The sequence below is a fragment of the Microvirga sp. M2 genome (assembly GCF_047497095.1).
Lineage (GTDB): Bacteria > Pseudomonadota > Alphaproteobacteria > Rhizobiales > Beijerinckiaceae > Microvirga.
Genome location: NZ_CP134063.1, coordinates 1,702,936 through 1,729,886 on the forward strand (window position 1 = coordinate 1,702,936; position 26,951 = coordinate 1,729,886).

19 protein-coding genes are annotated in these 26,951 nt (G+C 66.9%); 11 read left to right on the plus strand and 8 right to left on the minus strand.

Translation table 11 applies throughout. The annotated features are described in order from the left end of the window. Positions 1-4: 4 nt before the first annotated feature. Positions 5-4,678, minus strand: coding sequence for a hypothetical protein (locus tag RE429_RS08020; RefSeq protein ID WP_414473787.1), 4,674 nt, complete (start codon positions 4,676-4,678; stop codon positions 5-7). A 318-nt stretch (positions 4,679-4,996) separates the two neighbouring features. Here RE429_RS08020 and RE429_RS08025 point away from each other — a divergent pair, with 318 nt between their 5' ends. Both RE429_RS08025 and RE429_RS08030 read left to right on the plus strand, forming a co-directional pair. Further along, on the plus strand, positions 4,997-5,317 hold the full coding sequence (locus RE429_RS08025; RefSeq protein WP_370436884.1) for a 2Fe-2S iron-sulfur cluster-binding protein: 321 nt from the start codon (positions 4,997-4,999) through the stop codon (positions 5,315-5,317). 15 nt (positions 5,318-5,332) lie between these two features. Next, complete coding sequence (locus RE429_RS08030; protein WP_414473788.1) at positions 5,333-5,758, plus strand: universal stress protein; 426 nt, start codon at positions 5,333-5,335, stop codon at positions 5,756-5,758. 162 nt (positions 5,759-5,920) lie between these two features. On the opposite strand, the gene RE429_RS08035 is transcribed toward RE429_RS08030, so the two are convergent. The 4 genes from RE429_RS08035 to RE429_RS08050 all read right to left on the minus strand — a co-directional run bounded on the left by RE429_RS08035 (position 5,921) and on the right by RE429_RS08050 (position 11,093). After that, the gene (locus RE429_RS08035) at positions 5,921-6,490 is read right to left on the minus strand and encodes a hypothetical protein (RefSeq protein ID WP_414473789.1); all 570 of its coding nucleotides are present in this window, start codon (positions 6,488-6,490) and stop codon (positions 5,921-5,923) included. Positions 6,491-6,494: 4 nt separating this feature from the next. Further along, positions 6,495-7,670 carry a vWA domain-containing protein gene (locus RE429_RS08040; protein ID WP_414473790.1) on the minus strand — a complete coding sequence of 392 codons (1,176 nt, stop codon included), beginning with the start codon at positions 7,668-7,670 and terminating at the stop codon, positions 6,495-6,497. 112 nt (positions 7,671-7,782) lie between these two features. Then, positions 7,783-9,573, minus strand: coding sequence for a cation:proton antiporter (locus RE429_RS08045; protein WP_414473791.1), 1,791 nt, complete (start codon positions 9,571-9,573; stop codon positions 7,783-7,785). Between the two features lie 233 nt (positions 9,574-9,806). Continuing rightward, positions 9,807-11,093 carry a cystathionine gamma-synthase family protein gene (locus tag RE429_RS08050; RefSeq protein WP_414473792.1) on the minus strand — a complete coding sequence of 429 codons (1,287 nt, stop codon included), beginning with the start codon at positions 11,091-11,093 and terminating at the stop codon, positions 9,807-9,809. Positions 11,094-11,197: 104 nt separating this feature from the next. Between RE429_RS08050 and RE429_RS08055 the strand changes: the two genes are divergently transcribed. Then, positions 11,198-12,046 carry an AAA family ATPase gene (locus RE429_RS08055; RefSeq protein ID WP_414473793.1) on the plus strand — a complete coding sequence of 283 codons (849 nt, stop codon included), beginning with the start codon at positions 11,198-11,200 and terminating at the stop codon, positions 12,044-12,046. Next, on the plus strand, positions 12,046-12,570 hold the full coding sequence (locus tag RE429_RS08060) for a SixA phosphatase family protein (RefSeq protein WP_414473794.1): 525 nt from the start codon (positions 12,046-12,048) through the stop codon (positions 12,568-12,570). The genes RE429_RS08055 and RE429_RS08060 overlap by 1 nt, the downstream gene beginning before the upstream one ends. A gap of 4 nt (positions 12,571-12,574) precedes the next feature. Here the strand turns inward: RE429_RS08060 and RE429_RS08065 are convergent, their stop codons facing one another. Then, complete coding sequence (locus RE429_RS08065; RefSeq protein ID WP_414473795.1) at positions 12,575-13,096, minus strand: N-acetyltransferase family protein; 522 nt, start codon at positions 13,094-13,096, stop codon at positions 12,575-12,577. A gap of 163 nt (positions 13,097-13,259) precedes the next feature. On the opposite strand from RE429_RS08065, the gene RE429_RS08070 reads away from it, so the two are divergent. The 4 genes from RE429_RS08070 (at position 13,260) to dksA (ending at position 17,366) form a co-directional block, all read left to right on the plus strand. Then, the gene (locus RE429_RS08070) at positions 13,260-14,285 is read left to right on the plus strand and encodes a hypothetical protein (protein ID WP_414473796.1); all 1,026 of its coding nucleotides are present in this window, start codon (positions 13,260-13,262) and stop codon (positions 14,283-14,285) included. Positions 14,286-14,336: 51 nt separating this feature from the next. Next, positions 14,337-15,785, plus strand: coding sequence for a YcjX family protein (locus RE429_RS08075; protein WP_414473797.1), 1,449 nt, complete (start codon positions 14,337-14,339; stop codon positions 15,783-15,785). Then, positions 15,782-16,768: a YcjF family protein gene (locus tag RE429_RS08080; protein ID WP_414473798.1), complete on the plus strand. Its 987-nt coding sequence runs from the start codon at positions 15,782-15,784 to the stop codon at positions 16,766-16,768. The genes RE429_RS08075 and RE429_RS08080 overlap by 4 nt, the downstream gene beginning before the upstream one ends. Before the next feature lie 178 nt (positions 16,769-16,946). Then, positions 16,947-17,366 carry an RNA polymerase-binding protein DksA gene (dksA, locus tag RE429_RS08085; RefSeq protein ID WP_370436899.1) on the plus strand — a complete coding sequence of 140 codons (420 nt, stop codon included), beginning with the start codon at positions 16,947-16,949 and terminating at the stop codon, positions 17,364-17,366. Between the two features lie 176 nt (positions 17,367-17,542). Here the strand turns inward: dksA and RE429_RS08090 are convergent, their stop codons facing one another. After that, the gene (locus tag RE429_RS08090) at positions 17,543-18,820 is read right to left on the minus strand and encodes a hypothetical protein (RefSeq protein ID WP_414473799.1); all 1,278 of its coding nucleotides are present in this window, start codon (positions 18,818-18,820) and stop codon (positions 17,543-17,545) included. Positions 18,821-19,223: 403 nt separating this feature from the next. Here RE429_RS08090 and cckA point away from each other — a divergent pair, with 403 nt between their 5' ends. Then, complete coding sequence (cckA, locus tag RE429_RS08095; protein ID WP_414473800.1) at positions 19,224-21,755, plus strand: cell cycle histidine kinase CckA; 2,532 nt, start codon at positions 19,224-19,226, stop codon at positions 21,753-21,755. A gap of 173 nt (positions 21,756-21,928) precedes the next feature. Further along, complete coding sequence (gene recA / locus RE429_RS08100) at positions 21,929-23,023, plus strand: recombinase RecA (protein WP_414473801.1); 1,095 nt, start codon at positions 21,929-21,931, stop codon at positions 23,021-23,023. A 96-nt stretch (positions 23,024-23,119) separates the two neighbouring features. Here recA and RE429_RS08105 read toward each other — a convergent pair whose 3' ends face one another. Next, entirely contained in the window at positions 23,120-24,058 is a 939-nt protein-coding gene (locus RE429_RS08105) for a calcium-binding protein (protein WP_414473802.1), read from the minus strand. Positions 24,059-24,294: 236 nt separating this feature from the next. Here RE429_RS08105 and alaS point away from each other — a divergent pair, with 236 nt between their 5' ends. Continuing rightward, complete coding sequence (alaS, locus tag RE429_RS08110) at positions 24,295-26,943, plus strand: alanine--tRNA ligase (protein ID WP_414473803.1); 2,649 nt, start codon at positions 24,295-24,297, stop codon at positions 26,941-26,943. Positions 26,944-26,951 lie beyond the last annotated feature (8 nt).

Genomic DNA, 26,951 nt, shown 5'->3' on the forward strand with positions numbered 1-26,951 from the left:
TTCGTCAGGCTTGCTCGAACCGCCCGCTCGCATGGGCCAGCATGGTGTAGACCTTGCCGGTTTCCGACGTGAGATAGGTCTTGGTCAGCGTCGAGTCGCGGTCGTCGCGGGAGACTTCGGTGAGGAGGCGCTCGAACTCGTCGACATAACGGTCGACCGTCTGGCGGAATTCCGCGTCGCGGCGATACTTCTGCCGGATCTCGTCGAAGGTCTGCTGGCCTTGCGCCGTATAGAGGCGGCGGCTGAACACGTTGGTCTCGCCGCGGCGATAGCGGTCCCACAGATCCACAGCCGCATCGTGGTCGATCATGCGGGCGATATCGACCGAGATCGAGTCCAGGGACTCGAGACCGTTGGCGCGGGCGCGCGCCGAGCCGCGCGCGGGCTCTTCCTCGTCGCGCGAGGCGCGGGTCAGAAGGTCCGAGAGCCAGCCGCCGCGGGCGGAGCCGGCGTCGCGAGCGGGCGCGGCCTCTTCCCGACGCGGGGCAGGGCGCTCCGCAGGCGCCTGACGGACCGGCGCGGGAGCCGGAGCCGGTGCCGGTGCCGGACGGGGCTCGGGCTGGCGTGCGACATTCGGCGCGGCAGCCGGGGCCGGAGGAGCGATGCGCTGCTCGACCGCGGCGGCGACCGCAGCCATCGTCGCGGCGACCGGGGTCTCGTTCACGGCGGCGCGGCGCGGCTGAGCGGCAGGAGCCGCATCGACCACGCGGTTCGACCGCGAGACGAGAGCCGAGAGCTCGTTGAGCGCCTTGATCTGGTCAGCGACCACACGGCGCATGTTGGCCGTGGTTTCCTGAGTTTCCTGCGGCAGCTCGACCACGCCGCGACGCAGCTCGGCGCGGGTGGCTTCCAGCTCGCGCTGGATCTGGCCGGTCATGCCGCGCAGTTCGCCCATGGTTTCGCGGAACTTCGCGGTGGCGCCGCCGAGCGCCTCCGCCATCTCGGCAGCGGCCTTCTCGTAGGTCGTCCGCAGGCTCGCGGCGGTGCGCTCGCTTTCCACGCCCGTGGTGAGGCGGATGCGCTCGAACTGCTCGCCGATCGCCTGGGTGGTGGTGGTGGCGGCCTCCGACAGGACGGAACCGATCTGGCGCGCCTTGCTCTCGGCGTTCTCGAGCGAGCCTTCCACGAGGGTCGTGAACGCGCGGGTGACGGATTCGAGATCCTGCGAACGCTCCTGGATGCGGCCGAGCAGCTCGTCCAGAGCGCCCTGGCGGCTGGCCACGGCCTCGTTCATGCGGCTCTCGACACGCTCCAGGGCGGAAGCCGCCTGGGTGAGGGTGTTGATCTGCTCGTAGGTGGTCTCGGTGAGCGTGCGGCCGCGCTCATCCAGAGATTGAGCGAGGTCCATGGCCTTCTGGATCGCCCCGGAGGAGACGCCGCGCAGAGCCTCGACCTGATCGGCCACCTGCTCCGACGCGCGGTTCGCCTGCGAGGCGACTTCCGAAAGGAGGGTCTCGATCTGCTGCACGCGGCCGCCCAGGCCGTCCTCGACGGCGCCGAGATTGCCGCTGGCGGAGGCTGCCACCTCCTGCAGTGTGCGGCTTGCCTCCTGCAGGCGCCCGAGCACGTCCGCGAGTTCGCCGCGCAGGCGCTCGTTGGTGCCGACAAGGGTCTCGACCGTCCGCTCCGCGCCGTCGTCGATGGCCGTGCGCATAGCCTCCGTCGACTGCGCATAGGAGGAGGTGAGCTCCATCGTGCGCTCCTGGAGCGACGACAGCATGGTCTTGCTGCGTTCCTCGAGGGCGCGCAGCGTGTTCTCGGTGATGGTCTCGACCTCGCGGCCGATCACTTCGCCGCGGCTGCCCAGAGTCTCGACGAGCGAGTTGCCCTGCGTGTCGAAGATCGACCGGATCTCGCCGATACGGCTGTTGAGGGAGGAGACGACGGCCTGGCCGCGCTCGTCGATGGCTTCCGCGACGCCGCCGAGGCGGTTGACCACGCGTTCCTCGAATTTCGACACGCGCTCGTCCAGCGTCGAGGCGATCTCGTCCGCGCGGCTGCCGAGGGTCTGGTTGATCTCGAAGGCGCGGGCGCCGAGGGCCTCGGCGATCTCGTCCGAGCGGTCCCCGAGGATCTGGTTGATGGTGGAGATGCGGTTCTCGAGCGTCTGCGCGATCTCGCCGACGCGGGTGCCGAGGATCTCGTTGATGCTGGAGGCCCGGACGTCAAGGGTCTCGCTGATCTGCTCCGCCCTGGAGGAGAGGGTATCGGCGATGGAGCTGGTCTTCGCCGTGATCGCCTGGCTGATCTCGTCGACGCGGGTCTGAAGGGCGTTCGCCACGTCGCGGCCGCCTTCCGCCATCACGCGGGCCAGTTCGCCGGTGCGCACCACGAGCGCCTCGCTCAGGGCCGTGGAGCGGGCGCTGAGAACGCCGTCCACGCGCGCGACGATGGTGTCGAAGTTGGAGGTGATTTCCGTCGTGCGGCGGGAGGCGTGCTCCTCGAGGGCGGAGAGCTGGGTCTCGATGGCGGTCGTGGCCTCGCGGGCGCGCTCGGCGAAGGTTTCCGCCACCGTGCGGCCCTGCACGGTGATGAGCTGGTCCATCTCCTCGAAGCGGCCGCTGATCGTCTCCGTGAGGGAGCCGACGTCGCGGGAGATCCGGTCGGCGAGTTCGCCGCCGCGGCCCATGACGCTCTCGAAGGCTTCGAGGCGGGAGCCGAGCGATTCCTCGACTTCGCGGGTGCGGGTCTCGACGGTGCTCGTGAGGTTCTCGGCCGTGCGGTTGAGGACGTCGTTCACGCGCGCGCCCTGGGTGGCGATGGCGAGGACGATGTCCTTGCCCGTGCCGGCGAGGCGCGTCTGCGCTTCGTCCGCATGCCGCGAAAGGGTCTCGGAGAATTCCTGGCCGCGATTGTCGAGCGAGGTCTGGAACTCCTCGACCCTGGAGCCCAGGAGGGAGGAGACGCGCTCGCCGATCTCGGTGAGGTTCGACTCGAGAGCCTGGCCCTGGACCGTCACGGACTCGCTGACGCGCTGGCTGGCGGTCTCGAGACGAAGGGCGAGATCCTCGACACGGCTGCCGATGGAGTCGTCGGCCAGGCGCACGGCGCTTTCGAGGTGCTCGCGCACCTCGTTGCCGCGCAGGGTGATCTGGCTTCCGACCTCGGACGCCGTGGCGGCCAGATGTTCGCGGAACTCGTTGCCGCGGGCGATGATGTCGCCGGTCACGTCCGAGCCGGTGCTGGCGAGTTGCTCCCGCAGGGCCGAGCCGCGCGCCGTGAGCTCCTCGCTCACGGCGAGGCCGGCGGCGGCGATCTGATCGCGCATCTCGGTCGTGCGGGCGGAAATGTCGTCGCCGATCACGCCGCCGGTCGCGGCCAGCTTCTCGGTGATCTCGCTGCCGCGCTGCACGAAGCTCTCTTCCAGGTTCCTGGCCGTCTGCTCGAACGCCTCGCGCACGTCGTTGCCCTGCTGGGCAAGGGCGTCGATGACGCCGCGGCCGGTCTCGGCCAGGGTGCGGGTGACCTGGCTCGCGCCTTCCTGCAGGTGGCGGGTGAGGACGTCGCCGGTGCGCTCGAAGGCGCCGGTGATGTCCTGGGCCTTGCCTTCGAGGGCGCTCGTGATGGTGGTGCCGACCTCGGCGATGCCCGTCTTGATCTCCTCGCTGGCGCCCGAGAGGCGGTCCACGAGCTCGACGCCACGGCTCGCCATTTCCTCGACGACGCGTTCGCCGGCGCGGCCGAGCGCCTGGGTGATCTGGTCACCCTGCTGTTCGAGGGAGCCGGTGACCTTGTCGCCCGCGCCGCCGACGGCAGTGACGACGCGCTCGCTGGCGGTGTCCAGGTCCTGGATCAGGTTCTGATGGGCGCCCGTGATGGCGCCGCGCACACGCTCGGCGTTGGACACGATGGCCTCGCGCTGAGCCACCAGCTCGTCGATGAGGGAGCGGATGCGGATCTCGTTGTCGGAATAGGCGCGCTCCAGGGTCGAAATCTCGCTGCGCACCAGGGTCTCGAGCTCGCCGGCGCGGGCAAGCGCGCGTTCCACGCCGTCACCCACGGCCGCCACCTCGCGGCGCACGGCCTGCGAGACGGAGAGGACCGCGTCGGTCGAGAAGTTTTCGGGCTGGGCGAGGCGCACGGCCACTTCGCCGACGGCGCGCGCCACCAACTTCATCTCCTGCGAGCGGATGGTGAGCATCGCGGCGATGAAGAACAGGAAGAGCGGAGCAACGACGGCGACGGCGCCAAGCGTCAGCTGCGAGGTCGAGAAGGCGGCGAGCAGGTGCTCGGGCGCCGCGATCCCCTGAGCGTAAAGGAAGTAGCCGACGGCCCCGACCCAGAGCAGGGAGGCGAGGGCCGCGACGACGTAAGCGCGGGAGGAGGGGCGAACCTGAAGCGCCTGAAGCATCACCCCGACGTTCTGGCGGTCGTCGTTGGCGACGGCGGCGCGGTCGGGCGCGAGGAAGCCGGAGCGGGGCGCATCCTCCAGCCTCAAGTCGCGCTCCTGCGAGCGGCCGTCCTCGTCCTCGCCCGGAACGTCGGGATTGAGGGAGAAGGGACCCTTCGTGAAGTCGTGCGCGTCGATATCCGGAAGCCTGGGCTCGTCGGAAGAAGACTGGCTGTTCGGCTGCCCAGGCGAGGAGATCTCGAACGTCTCGTCGAGATTGAGCGCCTGCTCGACAGCCGAAAGGGCCGCCTCCGCCGGGTCTTTTATCTTCTTCTGCTCGGTCGCCATGATCCGCCCTCGTGACGCAACTGATGGTGGTTGAAGCCGCCGCATGCCCTTGACCGTCAAGAGGCGATTGCGTGACGTCAGCCGGCACGGAAAACTGCTGACAGTCCTTCCGCACGGTAATCTACTGTTTACCAAGCGAGTTTAGCGGCCGGTCATGCTCATGGAAACCCGGTATCCCCTGCCACTTGCGAACGTCGTTAACGGCTCAGTAACCTGCACTACCGGGGAAAATGCGGCGAAAAGACGGCAAGCCCACGGTCGTCTCTCGTCATCCGGCGCGCCGTATCTTAAATATGCGCCGTCACAGAAAGGTCCGCAATGATCAACATTACTTTCATCGATGCCGAGGGCACAGCCCGGACCGTCGAGGCTGAGGAGGGCTCGACGGTCATGGAAACCGCCATCCGCAACGGCATTCCCGGTATCGAGGCCGAATGCGGCGGCGCCTGCTCCTGCGCGACCTGCCACGTCTATGTCGACGAGGAATGGGAGCCCGTCACCGGCCAGCCCCAGCCCATGGAAGAGGACATGCTGGACTTCGCCTTCGACGTGCGTCCCAATTCGCGCCTGTCCTGCCAGATCAGGGTCCGGCCGGACATGGACGGTCTCGTCGTTCACACTCCCATCCGTCAGGGCTGATCCGGAGGTTACGCCATGTTCAAGACAATCCTGGTTCCCATCGATCTCGGCGAGGTCGGAGCGGCCAAGGCCGCTCTCGACAAGGCGGTCGAGCTCGTCGAGAACGGCGAGGGCAGCATCCGTCTCATCTATGTGCGCGCCATCGTCCCCGTCACCTATATGGAATTCATGCCTCCGGCCTTCGACCAGGAGCAGCAGGACGAGGCCGAGCAGAAGCTCGCCAAGCTCGCAGCCCAGGTGAAGCTCCCCGCCGAGCGCGTCTCGGCCGTGGTGCGCCTCGGCTCCATTTACGGTGAGGTGCTCGACGAGGCCGAGAAGACCGGCGCGGACCTCATCGTCGTCGGCTCGCACCGCCCGAGCATGGCGACCTTTCTTCTGGGCTCCAATGCCTCGACCATCGTGCGCCACGCCAAGTGCTCGGTCCTGGTGGTGAGGACCTGACGGGCGCGATCGCCGTCCCAACGCGCCTCTGGTGTCCCCGCGAAGGCGGGGATCCATGACCACGACGGTTCAGGAAAGAGGCAGCGGACGCGGAAGGCAGGGACCGGCCCACGGATCGGGTCCGGGTACGGCCATGGCCATGGCCATGGCGGCAGAGGCCGTTCAGCCCGCCTTCGGCATCAGCTCGTCCGGCAGTGCGCCGGACGTGAAGGGGCGGGGCTTGTTGAGGCGAACCATCGGCTCGATCTGCCAGATGCCCACCACGGCCAGCAGCGCGCCGATCAGGGCGACGCCCATGGCCCCCATCCGGAGGGCCTGCCAGATCAGGTAGGCCGTCACGAGAAGCGACAGGACGGCGACCGCCGCGGTCGAGAACCAGAGCCACCAGGGCTTGCCGGCGACGAGGCGCGCCTGAGGATTGGCCCTCGCGATGGCCACGCACAGGCTTTGGGCGAAGGCCCGGTACTCGGTCGTCATCTCCTGCGCCTCGATGAGGCTGCGCCAGTGGAGCGACCCGAAGGTGAAGGCCTTGCCGTCCTTCATCGTGACCTTCGTGCGGAAGGACCTCTGGCCGATGCGGCCGGGCTCGTAGGTCATGCGCACGGTCTCCACCGCGCCGAGGCGAACCTCATTCACCTTGCGGCCGGAATCCACGATCAGCCGGTCGCCCTTGATGGCAAAGCTGATCGGCCCGCCGATCGGGCGGGGGTTGTGGGTATAGGTCTGGCTCATGCGGTCACCGTACCAGTTCGCGCATGGCGTGGTCTATGCCTTCGAGGGTGAGCGGATGCATGCGCCCGGCAAAGAGCTGCCGCATGAGCGAGACGGACTGAGTATAGGTCCAGTGGTTCTCCGGCACGGGGTTCAGCCAGACCGCTTTCGGGAAATGATCCAGGATGCGCCGGATCCAGACCTGGCCCGCCTCCTCGTTCCAATGCTCCACCGAGCCGCCCGGATGGGTGATCTCGTAGGGACTCATGGAGGCATCGCCCACGAAGACCACGCGATAATCGGACGGATAGGTGCGGATCACGTCGAGGGTCGGGATCTTCTCGTCGAAGCGGCGGCGGTTCTCCTTCCACAGGTGCTCGTAGACGCAGTTGTGGAAATAGAAATGCTCGAAGTGCTTGAATTCCAGACGCGCCGCCGAGAACAGCTCCTCCGCGGCCTGGACGTGCCAGTCCATCGAGCCGCCCACGTCGAGAAAGAGCAGGACCTTCACGGCGTTGCGGCGCTCGGGCCGCAGGCGCAGGTCGAGATAGCCCTTGTGCGCGGTCTCGTGGATCGTCCCGTCGAGATCGAGCTCCTCGGCCGACCCCGTGCGGGCGAAGCGGCGCAGCCTCCGCAGCGCGACGCGCATGTTGCGCACGCCCAGCTCCACCGTGTCGTCGAAATCCTTGAACTCGCGCCTGTCCCACACCTTCACGGCGCGGAAGTTGCGGTTCTTGTCCTGGCCGATGCGGACGCCTTCCGGGTTGTAGCCATAGGCGCCGTAAGGGGAGGTGCCGGCGGTGCCGATCCACTTGTTGCCGCCCTGGTGGCGGCCCTTCTGCTCTTCCAGCCGCTTCTTCAGGGTCTCCCAGAGCTTGTCCCAGCCCATGGTCTCGAGCTGTTTCTTCTCGTCCTCGGTGAGGTAGCGCTCGGCGAGCTTGCGCAGCCATTCCTCGGGGAGCTCCGTCCGGCCCAGGGCCTGGCCCATCCGCTCGAGGCCCTGGAACACATGGGCGAAGACCCGGTCGAAGCGGTCGAGATGGCGCTCGTCCTTCACCAGACAGGCGCGGGAGAGATAATAGAACTCATCCACGCTCTTGTCGGCGAGGTCCCGGTCGAGCGCCTCCAGGAGGGAGAGGTATTCCCTGAGCGAGACCGGCACCTTTGCCGCGCGCAGCTCTGTGAAGAAGGTGAGAAACATCGGGTCAGTGTCGGGCAAGTTGCGGCAAGGTCAAGGGCCGAGGCAGGAGACCTCATGAGGGGCGCATGAGGAGTCCCCATGAGGAGGCCCTATGAGCCGGCCCCCTCGGGTCTCATTTGCCCACGGTGCGGCGCGCCCGGAACTCGATGCGCTCCGGCTTCCTGTTGTTCTGTTTCAGTATGGCCCGGAACTCGTCGCGCCGCTCATGGATGGAGGCGATCACGAGCCCCATGGGCACGCCGATATCCGACAGCACCGCTTCGCTCAGCTGCAGCGAGGCCTCTATGGTTTCAGGAACCGCGTCGTCGACGCCGAGCCCGTAGAGCCGGGTCGCGTGCTTGGCGTCTCGCGCGCGGGACACGATGGTGATGTCGGGGCGCTCCTGACGGACCGCCGTCACCACCGCCTCGATGGCGCTCGGGGTGTCGAGGGTGATGACGAGGGCGCGGGCCTGCTCGATGCCGCAGGCGCGCAGGAAGCCCGAATGCGCCCCATCCCCGAAATAGACCGGTTTGCCGGCCTTGCGCTCCTCGGCGACGCGCGCGGGGTCCATGTCGATGGCGAGATACGGCACGCCGTGGCGCTGGAGCATGTCGCCCACGAGCCGCCCGACCCGGCCGTATCCGGCCACGATGACGCGCCCGGCCTCCTCGGGCGGCGGCGGTTCCGCGGCTTCGGGGCTCAAGGGGCGCTTGCGCTCCAGCCCGCGGCTCACCCGGCGGGCGAGCCGGGCCAGGAACGGAATCGCCACCATGGTCAGCGTGGTGACGAGAAGCAGGTTGTGGCCGACTTCCATGGGAATGAGACCCGCTGCCATCGCGGCCCCGAGTATGACCAGGGCGAACTCGCCGCCCGGGCCCAGGAGCAGGCTGGTCTCCGCCGCCTCGGGGGCGTTCAGGCCGAAGGGCCGACCGAGCCAGAAGATGATGACGCTCTTGGTGGCGACCAGGAAGGTCGCGACGGCCAGGATCGTGATCGGGGCCGCCAGGAACCGGATGAGATCGAGGTTCATGCCGACCGAGACGAAGAACACGCCGAGCAGGAGCCCCTTGAAAGGCTGGATCGTCGTGTCGATGGCCCGGCGGTATTCGGTTTCCGACAGGAGAATGCCCGCGATGAAGGCGCCGAGCGCCATGGAGAGGCCGCTGACGGCGGCCACGAGGCTCGTGACGAACACGACGAGCAGACAGGCCGCCATGAACAGTTCGGGGCTCTTGGTGGCGGAGACCAGCTGGAAGAAGGGCCGCAGGACGAGCCGTCCGAGCCCCACGATGATCGCGAGCGCCAGTGCCGCCTGGACGAGGGCGGTCGCGAAGGACGTCATGGTGACTTCGGGCTGGTGCGTGTCGAGGGCCGCGATGGTGAACAGGATCGGCGCCACGGCGAGGTCCTGGAACAGGAGCGCGGAAAAGCTCGCGCGTCCCGCGGCCGAGTTGAGGCGTTTCTGCTCGGCCAGAACCGGCAGCACGATGGCCGTCGAGGACAGCGCCAGGGCTATGCCGATGAGGGCCGACGCGGCGAGGGAATCGACGGCCTTGTAGGCGAAGAGCCCCAGGGCCAGGGCGCAGAGCGCGACCTGCAGCGAGCCGAAGCCGAAGACCTGGCGGCGCAGGACGCGAAGGCGCTGCCACGAGAGCTCGATTCCGATGGTGAAGAGCAGGAACACCACGCCGAATTCGGCGATCCGCGAGGTGCCTTCCGCATTCGAGAAGGTCACCCAGTCGACCCAGGGAAAGTCGGGAATGAGCCGCCCGAGCCCATAGGGGCCCAGAAGCGCGCCGGCGGCGAGAAAGCCCAGAACCGGACTGATCTTCAGCCGGTGGAAGACCGGGACGACGACGCCTGCCGTAGCCAGAAAAAGAATGGGCTCCTGATAGGCATGCAGGTCGATCGCGGTACTCATGGGGTCCTTCCGTTGCGGCGCATTGTGGTTCGAGGCGCAAGATCAGCGCAAGCGCAAACTGCCTACATGCGACGGCATGAACGGAATGTTGTCCGCCCGGCGCTCGTCCTCCCCATCCGGGCGGCCCGATAATTCCCAGGACGGAGACGGCCGGGACCGATCCCCGGATCGGGTCCGGGGACGGCCACGGCGGGTGGAGAGGCGCACTCCACCCGCGATGACGCCCTGGTGCGTTACCCGATCGTCGCCAGAGCCTGGGCGAGATCCGCCACCAGATCGTCGGGATGCTCGATGCCGATGGAGACGCGGATCGTGGCGTCGCTCACGCCGAGCCTGTCGCGGGTCTCCTTCGGCACGCCGGAATGGGTGGTCGAGGCCGGATGCGAGATCAGGGATTCCGTGCCGCCCAGGCTGACCGCCAGCTTGAACACCTGAAGCGCATTGAGCACCTTGAAGGCCTCCGCCTCGCCGCCCTTCACGTCGAACGAGAAGGTGGAGCCGGGAGCATCGCTCTGCGCCTCGTAGACCTCTTTGGCGCGGGAGCCCTCGGGCAGATAGGCCAGGTGGTGAACCTTCACCACGCCCGGATGCTCGTGCAGGAACCTGGCCACGATCTCCCCGTTGCGGTTGGCCGCCGACATGCGCAGGGCCAGGGTTTCGAGCGAGCGGCCGATCATCCAGCATGAATGCGGATCGAGCTGGGTGCCGATGGCCGAGCGGAGCAGGCGCACGGCCTTCATGTGGTCCTTGGAGCCCAGGGCCGCACCGGCGATCAGGTCGGAATGGCCGCCGACATATTTGGTGAGCGAATAGACCGAGATGTCCGCGCCGTGCTTCAGCGGCTTCTGGAAGAGGGGGCCGAGCAGGGTGTTGTCGCACACCACGATCGGGCGCTGGCCTTGAGCCGCGCCGATCTCGTCCGCGATGGTCCGGATGAGGGCCACGTCCACCAGTGTATTGAGCGGGTTCGAGGGGGTTTCGATCATGACGATCGAGACCCGGCCCTTGCCTTGCGCCTCCTTCGCGGCGGCGCGGATGCCCGCCTCGTCGACTCCGTCGCCGAAGCCCACGGCCTGGATGCCGAAATTCGCCAGCGTCTTGGCGATCAGGGTCTCCGTGCCGCCATAGAGCGGCTGGGAATGCAGAACCACGTCGCCGGGACGGGCAAAGGCCAGGATCGTGGTGGCGATGGCCGACATGCCCGAGGAGAAGAGCAGGCCCGATTCCGCCTCCTCGAAGATGGCGAGCCGGTCCTCGACGATCTCCGCGTTCGGGTGATTGAAGCGCGAATAGACGAGGCCGGCGGCTTCGCCCTTGGGCGGCTCCTTGCGGCCCGAGACGTAGTCGAAGAACTCCTTGCCGTGCTCGGCGCTGTTGAACACGAAGGTCGACGTCAGGAAGACGGGCGGCTTCACCGCGCCTTCCGAGAGGGTCGGGTCGTAGCCGTAGCCCAGCATGAGGGTTTCCGGCTTCAGCTTGTGGTTGCCGATCCGATCCTTGTGATAGCGGTTATCAGTCATAGTCACATATCCTCCCATGTTTGCTATGGGCTTACATGATGAGAGCGGTTGCCGAAAGCCGTCGACACGACATAGGCTCCGCGCGTGGACAAGGAATGGTGAGGATGGCGCGTTTTACCGGAACCGAAAGCTATGTGGCGACCGAGGACCTGACGGTGGCCGTCAATGCGGCGATCACCCTGGAGCGTCCGCTCCTCGTGAAGGGCGAGCCCGGCACGGGCAAGTCCGTCCTCGCGGAGGAAATCGCCCGGTCCCTGAATGCGCCGCTCCTCACCTGGCATATCAAGTCCACCACGAAGGCCCAGCAGGGCCTCTACGAATACGACGCGGTCTCGCGCCTGCGCGACAGCCAGCTCGGCGACCCGCGCGTGTCGGATATCCGCCACTACATCAAGCGCGGCAAGCTGTGGGAGGCCTTCCAGTCGGAAACCCGGCCCGTTCTGCTGATCGACGAGATCGACAAGGCGGATATCGAGTTCCCGAACGATCTCCTGCTCGAACTCGACCGCATGGAGTTCTTCGTCTACGAGACCGGCGAGACGGTGAGGGCCGCCCGGCGCCCCATCGTCATCATCACCTCGAACAACGAGAAGGAGCTCCCGGACGCCTTCCTGCGCCGCTGCTTCTTCCACTACATCAAGTTCCCGGATGCCGACACCATGGCGCGCATCGTCGAGGTGCATTATCCCGGCATCAAGCACCGGCTCGTGGAGGAGGCGCTGAAGATCTTCTTCGAGGTCCGAGAGGTCCCGGGCCTGCGCAAGAAGCCCTCGACCTCCGAGCTGCTCGACTGGCTCAAGCTCCTCCTGTCCGAGGATGTCGGTCCTGAAAGCCTGCGCGAGCGGGACACCCGCAAGCTCATCCCGCCGCTTCACGGGGCGCTCCTCAAGAACGAGCAGGATGTGAGCCTGTTCGAGAAGCTCGCGTTCATTTCCAGGCGGGAAGGGCGGTGATGCTGCGCCTTCTTCTCCTCCGCCATGCCAAGGCCGCCTGGCCGTCTGGCATTCGCGACGTGGATCGGCCGCTGGCCCCGCGGGGGCGCGAGGCTTCGGTCGCCATGGGCAACTACATGAAGCGCGAATGCCTGGCACCGGACCTCGTCATCCTGTCCCCGGCGCGCCGGACCCAGGAAACCTGGGAGCTCGTGCAGCCGATTCTCGGCGAGGTGCCGAGCCGCCTCGACGGGCGCATCTACGAGGCTCCCCTCGCGCGGCTTCTCACGGTTCTGCGGGAGATCGAACCGGAAGCGCAGACGGTTCTGATGATCGGCCATAATCCCGGCTTCGAGGATCTGGCGAGCTTCCTGATCGGCGAGGGGGACATGGACGGGATTCTGCGGCTCGGGCACAAGTATCCGACGGCCGGTCTCGCCGTCGTCGATTTTTTGCACGAGAGCTGGGACCAGGTGAAGCGCAAGTCCGGAAGGCTGGAACGCTTCGCGACGCCCAAATCCGTCGGAGCCGGCGAGGACGATTAGACGCTCAGGCTTCCCGTTCCTGGAAGTCGATGACGAGCAGTTCCTCGTCGTAGAAGACGCCGCCGACGCGCAAGGCCTTGCGTTCGATCCCATAGGGCCTGAAGCCGAGGGCGCGATAGGTGCGCCGGGCATTGTCGTTCGTGAGGCCGACCGCCGCTTCGAGCATGATCACGTGCCGCGTGGCGTGATCGATCACCTGCTGGACGAGCCGCCTTCCCAATCCCTGGCCGCGCCGGTCCGCTTGGACATAGACCCCCCACATCACGCCTTTGTGGGACGCCTTGGCGCGCTCATGGACCGCAAAGCCCGCCATGCCCACGAGGCGGCCCTCCGCAAAAGCTCCGAAAATGGCGTTGGGGCCGCAGGCGGGAATGCGCGCCCGGACAGCCTCGAGGGGAAGGGGAGCTTCCTCCTCGTAACTCGAGCCGAAGGCTTCCGGGCTGGCCGCGAGGGCTTCCAGCCTCAGGTCCCTGTAGGCTCGGGCGTCCGTCGGCTCGAGGATTCGGATCGGGATATCGGCTGTCATGAGGGAGCTCTTAGGACGGATCGCCTATTCGTGAAGCGGGCGGACCCGGAGGTCAAGGCCGCGGATGCCGTGGCCTTGCGGCATGAACCTATCCGGTCCGCCATCGTTTCTCCCGAAACCGTCTTCAGAAATCTTCGGGCGTTCGCGGGATCGACATCTCATCATGCTGCTTCAGACGCTTCTTGCGCTCGGGCTTGCAGGCCGCGCCCTGCTCCCCGAGATCGCGGATTTTTCGGCTCCGGAGCAGGCGCTCCGGGTTCGTTACGAACCCAGGAGCCGCGAGGTGACGAACTGGCGCTCCGAGGCGGTCGACGCGCTCGAGCCGAAGCTCGTGATCACCCTGGCGGCTCTCCTCAAGGCGGAGCGCCCCATCGTGACCCGTTGCGTGAAGCTGAACAATTACTGGTGCATCAAAAGCGCCCGCTGGAACGGGGAACTCGCCACCGACGGCGAGGGGCATGTGGGCTTCGCCTCCGCGCATCACGGCGCGGATGCGGCGGCGCTGCTCCTGAAACGCTATTATCTCGATTATGGACGCAAGTCCGCGCTCGACATCGTGCGCCGCTGGGCTCCGCCCGAATGCGGCGTCCCGGCCGGGATCGGCGGGATCGCGGTGCTCGCCGTGCGGGGGATCGGCGGAACGGTCCGCGCCCAGTATCTCGCGTCGCGCCGCAAGGGGAACGTGGTGCGGTATACGGCGAAGGGCGTCTCCGGCGGCAAGCCGGGCCGGGTTTCGATCGTCATTCCCGTGAAGCCGAAGACACCGGAATACCGCGTGCCGAGCATCGCTGTCGGAATGGGCGAGAAGCCCAAGGCTCCCGATCCGAGGCCGCTCGTCGTCGAAAAGCCCAGGCCCAAGCGGGAAGCGGCGGCGAAAGCCCCCGCGGCTCCCAATCCGCGGGCGGTCTCCGCCTGCGCTCCCGACGAGCAGCGCCTGCGCAACTACGCGGCCCGCATCGTCGAGGGATTGGGGCTAGGACCCAAGGACGATCTCAAGCTGTTCGCGGTGGACGGCAAACCCTTGCCGAACCTCGCTCCGGTGATGCTGGCCATGTCGGCCGTCGAGCTGGGGGCGCTCCAGGCCAGTCCGGATCTGGTCAAAGCCGCCATCGAGCGGGCGGTCCGGAAAATCGACACGAGGGCCGAGACCCTCGAGGCTCAGGAACAGGAGAGCCGCCTTGCGCGATAGGACTCCAGGCCCCACCTTTCAGCTTGGCTTGAGAGAATTAGGTTCATCTGCGTGTCTGTCATCACCGATCTTGCCTCCCGCGCCGGGTCCGCTGCGCAATCTCTGTGGGAAGCGTCCGGTCAACTGATCCAGCCTTCGCTCCGCCTCGGCGTCACGGGGCTCGCCCGTTCCGGAAAGACAGTGTTCACCACGGCGCTCGTGCATCATCTGACCCGCGGCACCAGTCTTCCCGCCTTCCGGGCCTCCGCCGAAGGCCGCATCCGGCGCGCGCACCTCGCCCATCAGCCCGACGACGCGGTGCCGCGGTTCCCGTTCGAAGAGCATATGGCCTCTCTCACGGAGGATCGCCTGTGGCCGCAATCCACGAGCCGGATCAGCGAGCTGCGGGTGGACGTCGAATATGAACGCAAAGCGGGCTGGCGCCCGGGCCCGGCATCCCTCGCCCTCGACATCGTGGATTATCCCGGCGAATGGCTGCTGGATCTCGCCCTTCTCGACGCGAATTATGCCGACTGGTCCCGCCAGACGGTCCAGGCCAGCCGCCGGCCGGACCGGGCGGCCGTCGCGGGCCGCTGGCACGACATTCTGAAGAGCCTCGATCCCTCGGGCCCCGCCGACGAGGTGCTGGCGGCGAAAGCGAGCGAGATCTTCAAGGATTACCTCCTGGCTCTCCGCTCGGGCGCCGAGGCGGTGGCGACGACTCCGCCGGGGCGCTTCCTCATGCCGGGCGATCTGGCGGGCTCGCCCGCCCTGACCTTCGCGCCTCTCGACCTGCCGGCGGGGCGGGGCATCGCGCCGGGCAGCTTCGCGGCCCTCATGGAGCGCCGGTTCGAGGCCTACAAGACCCACGTCGTGAGGCCTTTCTTTCGCGATCATTTCCAGCGCATCGACCGGCAGATCGTCCTGGTGGACGTGCTCGCCGCCATCGATGCCGGGCCCGCGGCCCTGGCCGAACTCGAGGAGGCGCTCGACCAGGTGCTGATGGCCTTCCGGATCGGGCGCAACACGCTGCTCTCCCGCGTGTTCTCGCCGCGCGCCGACCGGGTGCTGTTCGCGGCGACCAAGGCCGATCACATCCACCACACCGATCACGACCGGCTCGACGCGGTTCTGCGCCTTCTCGTGAACCGGGCCGCCCGCCGCACGGAGGCAGCGGGAGCGCGGGTCGGCACGGTCGCGCTGGCATCCCTGCGGGCCACCCGCGAAACGACCATTCGCGAGGGCCGGGAAACCCTTCGGGCGGTGGCCGGCGTGCCCGAGGCGGGCGAGCGGGTCGGGGACGAGATTTTCGACGGCGAGACCGAGGCTGCGATCTTTCCGGGCGAGCTGCCGGAGCATGCGGAGGCCATATTTCAGGACGCGATCGAGCCCGGTTCCTTAAGGTTCCCGCGCTTCCGGCCGCCCAGGCTCCCGGTCGACGCGGCGGGCCGCATGGCCAAGATGCCCCATATCCGCCTCGACCGCGCCCTTGAATTCCTGCTGGGGGACCGTTTCGCATGAGCCGCCAACCTCGCGCCTTCCGCCTCGACGATCCCAACGTGACCGGCGGCTCGATCCAGGTCACGGAGGATCCCTTCGACGCCATCGAGGCGGCGGACGGCGTCGTCGTCCCCATGGGCGAGCGGCGGCGCGCGCCCTGGACGGGCATACTTCTCTCGGCCGTATCGGGGCTCGTCGTCCTGGGGCTCGGCCTCGCCCTCGAGAACCTGATCGCCGATCTCTATGCGGTCGCTCCCTGGCTCGGTTGGGTCGCACTGGCGCTGGCGGTCCTGGCGGCCCTGGCTTTTATCGCCATCATCGGGCGCGAGGTTCGCGGGATCTGGCGGGAGCAGAAGATCGAGCGGCTGCGCGAGGCTGCCGTCGATGCCCTCGCGGTAAAGGACCACAAGGCCGCCAAGGGCATCGTGGACGATCTCGCGAGCCTGTACGGGGCGAGGAGCGGCTCCGCCCGCGCCAGCGCGCGCCTCAAGGAGCTGACCGACGAGATCATCGATGCGGATGACCGGCTCGCCATCGCCGAGCGCGAGCTGCTCGCCCCGCTCGACGCGCAGGCGAAACGCGCGATCGCCGCCGCGGCCAAGCAGGTCTCCCTCGTCACGGCCGTGAGCCCCCGGGCCATCGTGGACGTGGCCTTCGTGATTTTCGCGGCCGTGCGGCTGCTGCGCACGCTGGCGCGGATCTATGGCGGCAGGCCGGGGCTGTTCGGCTTTCTGAGGCTGGCCAAGGCGGCGCTGAATCACCTCGCGGTCACGGGCGGAATGGCCGTCGGCGACAGCCTGCTGCAGCAGGTCCTGGGGCTGGGTCTGGCGGCCCGGATTTCGGCGAAGCTGGGCGAGGGCGTCCTGAACGGACTCATGACCGCGCGATTCGGACTGGCCGCGCTGTCCGTCTGCCGGCCGCTGCCCTTCGTCCGGGAGGAGCCCCCGAAGATCGGGGACGTGGCGGGAGAGCTGGTCAGCCGCGCGGAGGCCGCTACCTCTTAGGGGGTAGGGATGCGGCGGTGCGGCAAATCGTACGGGCGTCAGCTTCTCCTTGTAATTCAATGGTTTCCGGAACTGCCGAGCCGGCATTTAGACGAATCGATGACGCTCAAGAGCGTTGTGGTGCGACTCGCTTCCCTATATAGGGGCGCCACAGTTCATCGGGGAACAACGGCCGAACATGACAGACATCGTTATTGATGAGGGATATCGACCGACAGAAGACGAGCCCTTCATGAATGAACGGCAGAGGGAGTATTTCCGGCGTAAGCTGATCCGCTGGAAGAGCGACATCCTCAAAGAGGCTCAGGAAACCCTCGCCACCTTGCAGAGCGAGAACGAGAATCATCCTGACCTGGCGGACCGCGCCTCTTCCGAAACGGATCGGGCCATCGAGCTTCGCGCTCGTGACCGTCAGCGCAAGCTGATCGCCAAGATCGATGCGGCGCTCGCCCGGATCGAGGACGGCTCCTATGGGTATTGCGAGGAAACCGGCGATCCGATTTCCCTCAAGCGCCTCGAGGCTCGCCCCATCGCGACCCTCTCGCTGGAGGCTCAGGAGCGGCACGAGCGCAATGAGCGGGTCTACCGGGACGACTGACCCTCTTCCGTCATTTCCAAAAAGAAAAAGGGCTCCGGCAACGGAGCCCTTTTTCGTTGGGTTGCGATGCTCTACAGCATCGGACATGAAATCGGACCCACATCCGATGCTGTCAGTCTGTGGTTTTCTGAGCATCTTTCCACGCAAAACCGGTTCCCACTTTTGCGTCCGATGCTCTAGTTCCGCTTGCCCGCATCGAGCGGACGCCCGAGGAGGCGGGCGAACTCGGCCTCGATTTCCTCCACGGAGAAGGGATCGGGCTCCTTCTGCGCCTTGGAGGCTGCGGCAGGCTCCGGCTGCTGCGGAGGCAGCGGGGACGGAGCGGGCCGCACGGCTTCGGCGGCCGGGCGGGGTTGCTCGGGCTCAGGTTCGGGAGCGGGCTCCGCGACGGGTTCCTCATGGTCCTCGCGGCCGAAATCCACGCGAACCTCCTCGGCGGAGGCGGATTCGAGCAGGTCGTCCTCCTCCTCGATCTCCTCGTCATGGGTCTCATAGGCGGGCGCGGGAGGAGGCGCCACCGTCGCGGCTGGGCGCTTCAGGGCTTCCTCGAGCTGCTTGGCCATGTTGGACAGGACCGCTGCATCGGGCCCCGCCTTGACGGCAGGAGCGGCAGGAGCGGCAGGAGTGGCAAGAGGAGCGGCAGGAGCGGCAAGAGGAGCGACAGGAGCCGGGCGGACCGGCTCTGCCGGTGGGGGAGGCGCGGGCGGAGTCGGTGCCGCCGACGTTGCGGCCGTCGGTGTGGCCCGCGACTGGAAGGGCGGTGGCGTGAAGGCCACACGAGGCTCAGGGCGCTCCACCGGAGGAACGGCGGCGGCCGGCGCGCCGGGGACGGGCGTGGACCGCGCTTCGGCGCGCAGGCCAGGAATAGGGCCAGGAATGGCGGATGACGCGGATACCGAGACGGTATCCGGCTTCAGAACGGGTTCAGGGCGCGCCGGGACAGGTGCGCTGACCGAGGCCACGGCCGAAAGCTCCTGGTCGACGTCGGATTCCTCGGAGGGCCGGCGCACGAAGGCGTCGAGCTGAGCCGCGAGCTGGGTTTCGATGGAGGGACGCCCGTTGGCTTCCACCTGCGCGGGGCGCGGAGTCTGATCGAAGGCGGGCTCGAAGCGCTCCGGTCCGGCTTCGTTGGCGGCGGCCGGAATGCGCGCGCCCGCCGCGCGCACGATGTTCGTCTCGATGACCGCATCGTTGGGGCCGCCGATCAGGAGGAGGTGCTCGACATTGTCACGCCGCAGCAGAACGAGCTGGCGCTGACGGTCGAGGTCGTAAACGTCGACGATGCCGAGGCGCGGCTGGCGGCTGCGGGACCGGTCGCTGCCCGGCATCATGAGGCGGGCGCCGGTCAGCTTGCGCAGCACCAGGCCGAACAAGGCGACCAGGGCCAGGATGATCGCGAACGCGATCACGAAAAGGACTGCCCGCGACGCTTCGATACCAAAAAATGATGACACGATGAACTCTCAAGCCTTGTGGGGGGCCTTTGACGGGCCAGTTCTGTGTTGGTTGTACCACATTGACCGTCAAAGCCAGTTGCAAGGTTAACAGATGGTTAACAGTGCAAATCTGCTTTGCGGCATATAGGGTTCAGGAGAAACCCCGCAATCCGCAGGGGAAGGTCGAAGGAGCCCTCAACCACCTAAATGTGGCCTGCGCGGGGCAGTCTAAGAATTATTCCTCGGAGAAACGAGCCTCTTGTGCCTCTTGCGCGGCCTCTTGATGCCGCCTTAGAGGACAATCAATAAATTCCGTGTAGGACGCTTCGAGGATCGGGCGCCGGGCCAGGCTCTCTCACCCGCTGCCGCTCACGCCGGCGTTCCTGGGCGCGTCCGCCCTCCTGAGGGATAGTGAAGAGATATGGCACAGCGAGGCGACATGCCGAAGGGCGCGACCATCGACCGTTCTGACCGTCCCGGCCATTTCGGATGGGTCCTGCTGCTGGCCGCCGTTCTGGCCGGCGCCGTCCTGGGCTTGCGCTTCCTCGGCAGCGAGCAGGCGCAGCCGCTGATCCTGGGCCTCCTGGCCTTCTTCGCCATGGCCGGCGTGTTCTTCCTCTTCGCTCTTGCGATCGGCGTCGTCCGGCTCGCGGGCCAGACCGTGCGCAACGACATCACAAAGATCATGGCCGACACGGCCGGCGAGGGCCTGGCCGTGATCGATGACGATGGGCGGATCGTCTACGCCAATGCGGCCTATCTCGCCTTTTCGGGCTCCGACGAGGCGGAGGTGCGGCCGGTCGAGCGCCTGTTCATGGGCGCTCCGGAGGTCTCGGAGGCCATCTACCGCCTCGCCCAGGCGGGGCGCGAGCGCCGGACCGGGATCGAGGAGATCCGCCTGTCGCCGTCCCTCGACGGAATGCGGGAATTCGGCTGGTATCGGGTCAGCGTGCGGCCCGTGTCGCGCTCCGGCAGCCGGAACGCCACCCTCTGGACCGTCGCCGACATCACCCATGAGAGGGAGCGCCAGGAAAACGTTTTCCAGGAGCTCCAGCACGCCATCGATTATCTCGACCATGCGCCCGCGGGCTTCCTGTCCATCGATCCCAACGGCGCGATCCTCTACCTCAACGCCACGCTGGCGAGCTGGCTCGACTATGACCTCGCCCAGGTCGGCTCCGGCGGCCTGAGCCTCGGCGATATCGTGCCGCGCAACGTGGTGGCGATGATGACCTCGCTCAGCGGGGATCCGGGAAGCGTGCGGACGGAGACCTTCGATCTCGATCTGCGCCGCCGCAACGGCCAGTTCCTGCCCGTGCGCCTCTATCACCGCATCGCTTTCGGGATGGACGGACGGATGGGCGCATCCCGCACCCTTGTGATCGACCGTTCGCCCGGCGTGGAGGTGGACGAGGGCCAGCGCGCGGCCGAGGTGCGGTTCGTCCGCTTCTTCAACAACACGCCGATCGCGATCGCGACCGTGAACCGCGCCGGCCGCATCGTTCACGCCAACGCGCCCTTCTCGAAGCTCTTCGGCATCCTGCCGCGGATCGGCGACAATGCGGGCGAAGGTCCCTTCCTCTTCGAGAGCTTCCGCGACAGCGGCCCCCTCGACGCCGCTCTCAAGGCGGTGGCGGAGAACCGGGGCGACATCGCTCCCCTCGAACTCCAGACCGCGGGCGAGAACGGAAGCTCCGTGCGGGTCTGGGTCACGCCCGCGGGCGATTCCGGCCCGGACGGAGAGACGGCGATCCTTTATGCCCTCGACACCACGGATTTCCGTAAAGTGGAGGAGCAGCTCGCCCAATCGCAGAAGATGAACGCCGTCGGCCAGCTCGCGGGCGGAGTGGCGCACGACTTCAACAACGTGCTCCAGGCCATCATCGGCTACAGCGACCTGCTGCTCGCCAACCACCGGCCCACCGACCCGTCCTTCCAGGACATCATGCAGATCAAGCAGAACGCGAACCGCGCCGCGAGCCTGGTGCGCCAGCTGCTCGCCTTCTCGCGACGCCAGACCCTGCGCCCCGAGGTGCTCAACCTCAGCGACCGGCTCTACGATCTTTCCATGCTCCTCAAGCGCCTCCTGGGCGAGCGCGTCGAGCTGGATCTCAGTCACGGCCGTGACCTGTGGTTCGTGAAGGCGGACGTGAACCAGTTCGAGCAGGTGGTGGTGAACTTGGCGGTCAACGCCCGCGACGCCATGCCGGACGGCGGCAAGCTCGCCATCCGCACCGCCAACGTCTCGGCGCAGGACGCCGCGCGCCTCGACGTGAGCGGCATGCCGCCCGCCGACTACGTGCTGATCGAGGTGTCCGACACCGGCATCGGCATGACCCCCGAGGTGGTCGACAAGATCTTCGAGCCCTTCTTCACCACCAAGGAAGTCGGGAAGGGAACGGGTCTCGGCCTGTCCACCGTGTTCGGGATCGTCAAGCAGTCGGGCGGCTATATCGACGTGGATTCGAAGCCCGGGCATGGCACGACCTTCCGCATCTACCTGCCGCGCCACGTGGCGCAGGCGCAGGAGGCGCCCGAGGAGGTCAAGGCCGACGCCCCCAGGAAGCCCGCCGCCGACATGACGGGGCAGGGCACCATCCTTCTCGTGGAGGACGAGGATCCGGTCCGCGCCGTGAATGCCCGGGCGCTCTCGGCGCGCGGCTACACGGTGCTGGAGGCGGCCTCCGGCATCGAGGCTCTGGAGATCATCCAGGAGCGGGGCGCTCCGGTCGACCTGGTGGTATCCGACGTGGTCATGCCCGAAATGGACGGGCCCACCCTGCTGGGCGAGCTGCGCAAGCTCTATCCCGATCTCAAGGTGATTTTCGTGTCCGGTTATGCGGAGGAAGCCTTCCGCAAGAACCTGCCCGAGGGCGAGGATTTCAACTTCCTGCCCAAGCCCTTCAGCCTGCGCCAGCTTGTCGAGACCGTGAAGCAGGCGATCGGGCGTTAACTCTCTGTCAATATTGTAGAATTCCGCTGCGGCAATCTGGCCCGGCGGAGGAGTGTGAATTCCCGCGCGAGAACAAAAAAAGAACTTGTGCGGGAGAACAAACTGAGTACATATATTCCCTCAACACCGCGTTGAGATTCACTCCTCCTCCTGCCATAAGAAGGTGTCTGATCATGTCGCAGTCTTCTCTGAGACTGGTGGAAAGCTCATCAATGGATAAAGACAAGTCGAAAGCTCTCGACGCGGCGCTCTCACAGATCGAGCGCGCCTTCGGCAAGGGCTCGATCATGCGGCTCGGCAAGGGGCAGCAGCCGGTCGAAATCGAAACCATCTCGACGGGGTCGCTCGGCCTCGACATCGCGCTCGGCGTGGGCGGGCTGCCCCGCGGCCGCATCATCGAGATCTACGGGCCGGAATCCTCCGGTAAGACCACGCTGGCGCTGCACACCATCGCCGAGGCCCAGAAGAAGGGCGGCGTCTGCGCCTTCGTGGACGCGGAACACGCGCTCGATCCCGTCTATGCCCGCAAGCTCGGCGTCAACCTGGACGATCTCCTGATCTCCCAGCCCGACACCGGCGAGCAGGCCCTTGAAATCGCCGATACGCTGGTGCGCTCCGGCGCGGTGGACGTGCTCGTCATCGACTCGGTGGCGGCGCTCACCCCGAAGGCCGAGCTCGACGGCGAAATGGGCGAGGTCCAGCCGGGCCTCCAGGCCCGCCTCATGAGCCAGGCCCTGCGCAAGCTCACCGGTTCGATCTCGCGCTCGAACACGATGGTGATCTTCATCAACCAGATCCGCATGAAGATCGGCGTCATGTACGGAAGCCCGGAGACGACCACGGGCGGCAATGCCCTGAAGTTCTACGCCTCCGTGCGCCTCGACATCCGCCGCATCTCGACCCTGAAGGATCGTGACGATCCGATCGGCAACTCGGTGCGCGTGAAGGTGGTCAAGAACAAGGTCGCACCGCCCTTCAAGCAGGTCGAGTTCGACATCATGTTCGGCGAGGGCGTGTCCAAGGTGGGCGAACTCGTCGATCTCGGCGTCAAGGCCGGCATCGTCGATAAGTCCGGCGCCTGGTTCTCATACGACAGCCAGCGCCTCGGCCAGGGCCGCGAGAACGCCAAGCAGTTCCTGCGCGACAACCCCGAGGTCGCCGATAAGATCGAGGGCCTCATCCGCCAGAATGCCGGCCTCCTTGCCGACCGCATCCTGGAACAGGCGACCCCGACCACCGAAGACCTGGACGAGGGATCCGCCGACTAAAAAGGTTTTGCTCTCCTTCAAGGGCAAAGGACAGGCCGTCGCGAGAGATCGCGGCGGTCTTTTCCGTTGCCTTCCTTGAGCCTCGCCCAGGCGAAATCAGATGATCAGGAAGTCGCTGCGGGTGACGTCGTCGGGGCTGCCCGCGAGGGTAGCAAAATGCACCTTCGGGGTTGGGCCCGTGCCGTCCCGGTCATAATAGAGCGCGCCGGTGACCTTATCGTAGATGATGCGGTCGCTCGCATCCATGGCAGCCGTCCCGATCCGAAAGGCCGCGGCCGTGAGAGGGCCCTCGGCCAGTCCCTTGAAGAATTCGTTTTCAAGGGCGATGCGGTCGTCCTTGTGGCTGAAGTCGAGGATCGTGTCGCGGTTGGCGCTCGACGGTTTCGTGTCGAACACGAAGGTGTCGTTACCCGGCCCGCCCGTCATCTGGTCGAGGCCGAGCCCGCCGTACAGCAAGTCGTTGCCGCTCCCGCCAAAGAGCCTGTCATTGCCGGCCCCTCCGCTGAGCAGGTCGTTTCCGGCTTTGGCGTCGAGGGTGTCGTTGCCGCCCAGGCCGAAGAGCTGATCCTTGTACCCGCTGGCGGTCATCCGGTCGTTTCCGGCGGCTCCGATGATGTTGAGTTGCGTCCCGTTCGTGTCGCGGGCGGCTCCCCGAAGCAGAATATCGGGCGTCAGCGCGAGGAGCCCCGGGATCAAAACGCCGCCCTGCGGACCCGTCTGACTGCCCAGGGCGATCGTCAGATGCGCAAGCTGTTCCAGTCTGTTGGCGTCGTTTCCCACACGATACAGCTCGGCCGATGCGATCATGCCGCTCACGCCGAAAATCCCATTGAAGTCCAACTTGGTTCCGGTGGTGGCGATTTCGTACCGAGGATCCGACGGGACACCATTGTCGTTCAGGATCCGGAAATAGCTTTTGCCCGCCGTCGTCCCGCTGAGCCCGCTCCCTTCCCAGGAGACAGGGAGGCTCCCGGAGAAGAACAGGTCGGTGTTGAAGCCTTTTACAGTGTCGATGGTGAGGGTGAAGACGGCCATGACTCGGTCCTCCGGGTGCCCGATGCACCAGATACCCCCCATGTTCCCTGGGTCACGATATCATCCTTTGATCCTGACAGCTCTTCAAACTTGGCTTTTCCATTCCGGAGTTGGGCCGAGGGACGATAGGATAGACGACACGCCGCCTCGACAGGGCGTCTGCGGACGGCTAAAACCGCCGTCGAAATCTTGTCTTTCCGGGCCCGAAAGGCCCCTGCATCCGAGTTTGAGAACCCATGAGCGGCGTCAACGAAATCCGGTCGGCCTTCCTCGATTACTTCGCCAAGAACGGCCATGAGGTCGTGGCCTCGAGTCCCCTCGTGCCGCGCAACGACCCGACCCTGATGTTCACGAATGCCGGCATGGTGCAATTCAAGAACGTCTTCACGGGGGCCGAGAAGCGCCCCTACAGCACGGCGGCGACGGCCCAGAAATGCGTGCGCGCGGGCGGCAAGCACAACGATCTCGACAATGTGGGCTACACGGCGCGCCACCACACCTTCTTCGAGATGCTCGGCAATTTCTCGTTCGGCGACTACTTCAAGGAGCGCGCCATCGAGCTGGCCTGGAACCTGATCACGAAGGAGTTCGACCTGCCGAAGGACAAGCTCCTGGTCACCGTCTATCACGACGACGACGAGGCGGCGAACCTCTGGAAGAAGATCGCCGGGTTCTCGGATTCGAAGATCATCCGCATCCCGACCTCGGACAATTTCTGGCAGATGGGCGATACGGGCCCCTGCGGCCCGTGCTCGGAAATCTTCATCGACCAGGGCGACAAGCTCTGGGGCGGCCCTCCTGGCAGCCCTGAGGAGGACGGCGACCGCTTCCTGGAGTTCTGGAACCTCGTGTTCATGCAATACGAGCAGATCGAGCCCGGCAACCGCATCGGCCTGCCCAGGCCCTCCATCGACACCGGCATGGGGCTGGAGCGCATCTCCGCGATCCTGCAGGGCGTCTATTCGAACTACGACACGGATCTGTTCCGCACCCTCATCGAGGCCGTGGCCCACGCGACCGGCATCGCGCCGGAAGGCGACCGCAAGGCTTCGCACCGCGTGATCGCGGATCACCTGCGCACCTCCTGCTTCCTGGTGGCCGACGGCGTCCTGCCCTCGAACGAGGGGCGGGGCTACGTGCTCCGGCGCATCATGCGCCGCGCCATGCGCCATGCGCAGCTGCTCGGCGCGAAGGAGCCGCTCATGTACCGCCTCGTGCCCGTTCTCGTGCGCGAGATGGGGCAGGCCTATCCTGAGCTGATCCGCGCCGAGGCGCTCATCACCGAGACCCTGAAGCTGGAGGAAACCCGCTTCCGCAAGACCCTGGAGCGCGGCCTCTCGATCCTCGACGAGGAAAGCCGCAGCCTCACCAAGGGCCAGAACCTCTCCGGCGACACGGCCTTCACGCTCTACGACACGTATGGCTTCCCGCTCGACCTGACGCAGGATGCGCTGAAGCCCCGCGGCATCGGCGTCGACACGGAGGCCTTCAACGCCGCCATGGAGCGCCAGCGCGAGAAGGCCCGGGCGGCCTGGTCCGGCTCGGGCGAGGCGGCGACCGAGACCGTGTGGTTCTCCGTGAAGGAGAGAACGGGCGCGACCGAGTTCCTCGGCTACGACACCGAGAATGCGGAGGGCGTCGTCCTGGCCCTGCTCAGGGACGGCAAGGAGGTCTCCGAGCTGAAGGCGGGCGAGACCGGCCTCGTGGTTCTCAACCAGACCCCGTTCTACGGCGAGTCCGGCGGCCAGGTCGGAGACACCGGCGTGATGCAGGGCGAGGGCGCGCGCGTCTTCGTGACCGATACCGAGAAGAAGCTCGGCGATCTCTTCGTGCACCATGTCACGGTCGAGCACGCCTCCCTGAAGCCCGGCCAGTCGCTCGAGCTGACGGTGGATCACGACCGCCGTTCGGCCGTGCGCGCCAACCACTCGGCGACCCATCTCCTGCACGAGGCCCTGCGCCAGGTTCTGGGCGACCACGTGGCCCAGAAGGGCTCGATGGTCGCGCCCGACCGCCTGCGCTTCGACTTCAGCCATCCCAAGCCCATCGAGGATGCGGAGCTGAAGTCCGTCGAGGAAATCGCCAACAGGGTCCTGCTCCAGAACGAGCCGGTCGTGACCAAGCTCATGGCCGTGGACGAGGCCATCGAGTCCGGCGCCCGCGCGCTCTTCGGCGAGAAATACGGCGACGAGGTCCGGGTCGTCTCCATGGGCAAGGCGGAAGGCAACAAGACCTTCTCGGTCGAGCTCTGCGGCGGCACCCACGTGAACCGCACGGGCGATATCGGCGTGATCACCATCGTGTCCGAGAGCGCCGTCGCGGCCGGCGTGCGCCGTCTCGAAGCGATGACGGGCAACGCCGCGCGCCACCACCTCGAAGGCGAGAGCCGCAGGCTGCGCGAGGTCGCGGGCCTCCTGAAGACTCCGGTGGACGAGGTGTCTTCGCGCCTGACCGCTCTTCTCGAAGAGCGCCGCAAGCTCGAGCGCGATCTCGCCGAGGCGCGCCGCAAGCTCGCCATGGGCGGCGCGGGCGGCAGCGAGCCGATCAAGGACGTCAACGGCACCAAGCTCATGGCGCGCGCGGTGACGGGCGTCGAGATGAAGGACCTCAAGAGCCTCGCCGACGAGGGCAAGAAGCGTCTCGGCTCGGGCGTCGTGGCCATCGTGGGCGTCGCCGAGGACGGCAAGGCCGGCATCGTCGTCGCGGTGACCGAGGACCTGACCGGGAAGTACGATGCGGTCTCGCTGGTGAGGATCGGCTCGGAGAAGCTCGGCGGAAAGGGCGGCGGCGGACGCCGCGACATGGCCCAGGCCGGCGGCCCGGACGGGGCGCAGGCGGAGGCCGCGCTCTCCGCCATCGAAGCGGCCTTGTCCGACGCCGCCTGAGGGACCGG

Bases quoted from the DNA above. Each gene is read 5' to 3' on its own strand.
- RE429_RS08020 (WP_414473787.1), bottom strand. From the start codon at position 4,678: ATGGCGACCGAGCAGAAGAAGATAAAAGACCCGGCGGAGGCGGCCCTT.
- RE429_RS08025 (WP_370436884.1), top strand. From the start codon at position 4,997: ATGATCAACATTACTTTCATCGATGCCGAGGGCACAGCCCGGACCGTC.
- RE429_RS08030 (WP_414473788.1), top strand. From the start codon at position 5,333: ATGTTCAAGACAATCCTGGTTCCCATCGATCTCGGCGAGGTCGGAGCG.
- RE429_RS08035 (WP_414473789.1), bottom strand. From the start codon at position 6,490: ATGAGCCAGACCTATACCCACAACCCCCGCCCGATCGGCGGGCCGATC.
- RE429_RS08040 (WP_414473790.1), bottom strand. From the start codon at position 7,670: ATGTTTCTCACCTTCTTCACAGAGCTGCGCGCGGCAAAGGTGCCGGTC.
- RE429_RS08045 (WP_414473791.1), bottom strand. From the start codon at position 9,573: ATGAGTACCGCGATCGACCTGCATGCCTATCAGGAGCCCATTCTTTTT.
- RE429_RS08050 (WP_414473792.1), bottom strand. From the start codon at position 11,093: ATGACTGATAACCGCTATCACAAGGATCGGATCGGCAACCACAAGCTG.
- RE429_RS08055 (WP_414473793.1), top strand. From the start codon at position 11,198: ATGGCGCGTTTTACCGGAACCGAAAGCTATGTGGCGACCGAGGACCTG.
- RE429_RS08060 (WP_414473794.1), top strand. From the start codon at position 12,046: ATGCTGCGCCTTCTTCTCCTCCGCCATGCCAAGGCCGCCTGGCCGTCT.
- RE429_RS08065 (WP_414473795.1), bottom strand. From the start codon at position 13,096: ATGACAGCCGATATCCCGATCCGAATCCTCGAGCCGACGGACGCCCGA.
- RE429_RS08070 (WP_414473796.1), top strand. From the start codon at position 13,260: ATGCTGCTTCAGACGCTTCTTGCGCTCGGGCTTGCAGGCCGCGCCCTG.
- RE429_RS08080 (WP_414473798.1), top strand. From the start codon at position 15,782: ATGAGCCGCCAACCTCGCGCCTTCCGCCTCGACGATCCCAACGTGACC.
- dksA (WP_370436899.1), top strand. From the start codon at position 16,947: ATGACAGACATCGTTATTGATGAGGGATATCGACCGACAGAAGACGAG.
- cckA (WP_414473800.1), top strand. From the start codon at position 19,224: ATGGCACAGCGAGGCGACATGCCGAAGGGCGCGACCATCGACCGTTCT.
- recA (WP_414473801.1), top strand. From the start codon at position 21,929: ATGTCGCAGTCTTCTCTGAGACTGGTGGAAAGCTCATCAATGGATAAA.
- RE429_RS08105 (WP_414473802.1), bottom strand. From the start codon at position 24,058: ATGGCCGTCTTCACCCTCACCATCGACACTGTAAAAGGCTTCAACACC.
- alaS (WP_414473803.1), top strand. From the start codon at position 24,295: ATGAGCGGCGTCAACGAAATCCGGTCGGCCTTCCTCGATTACTTCGCC.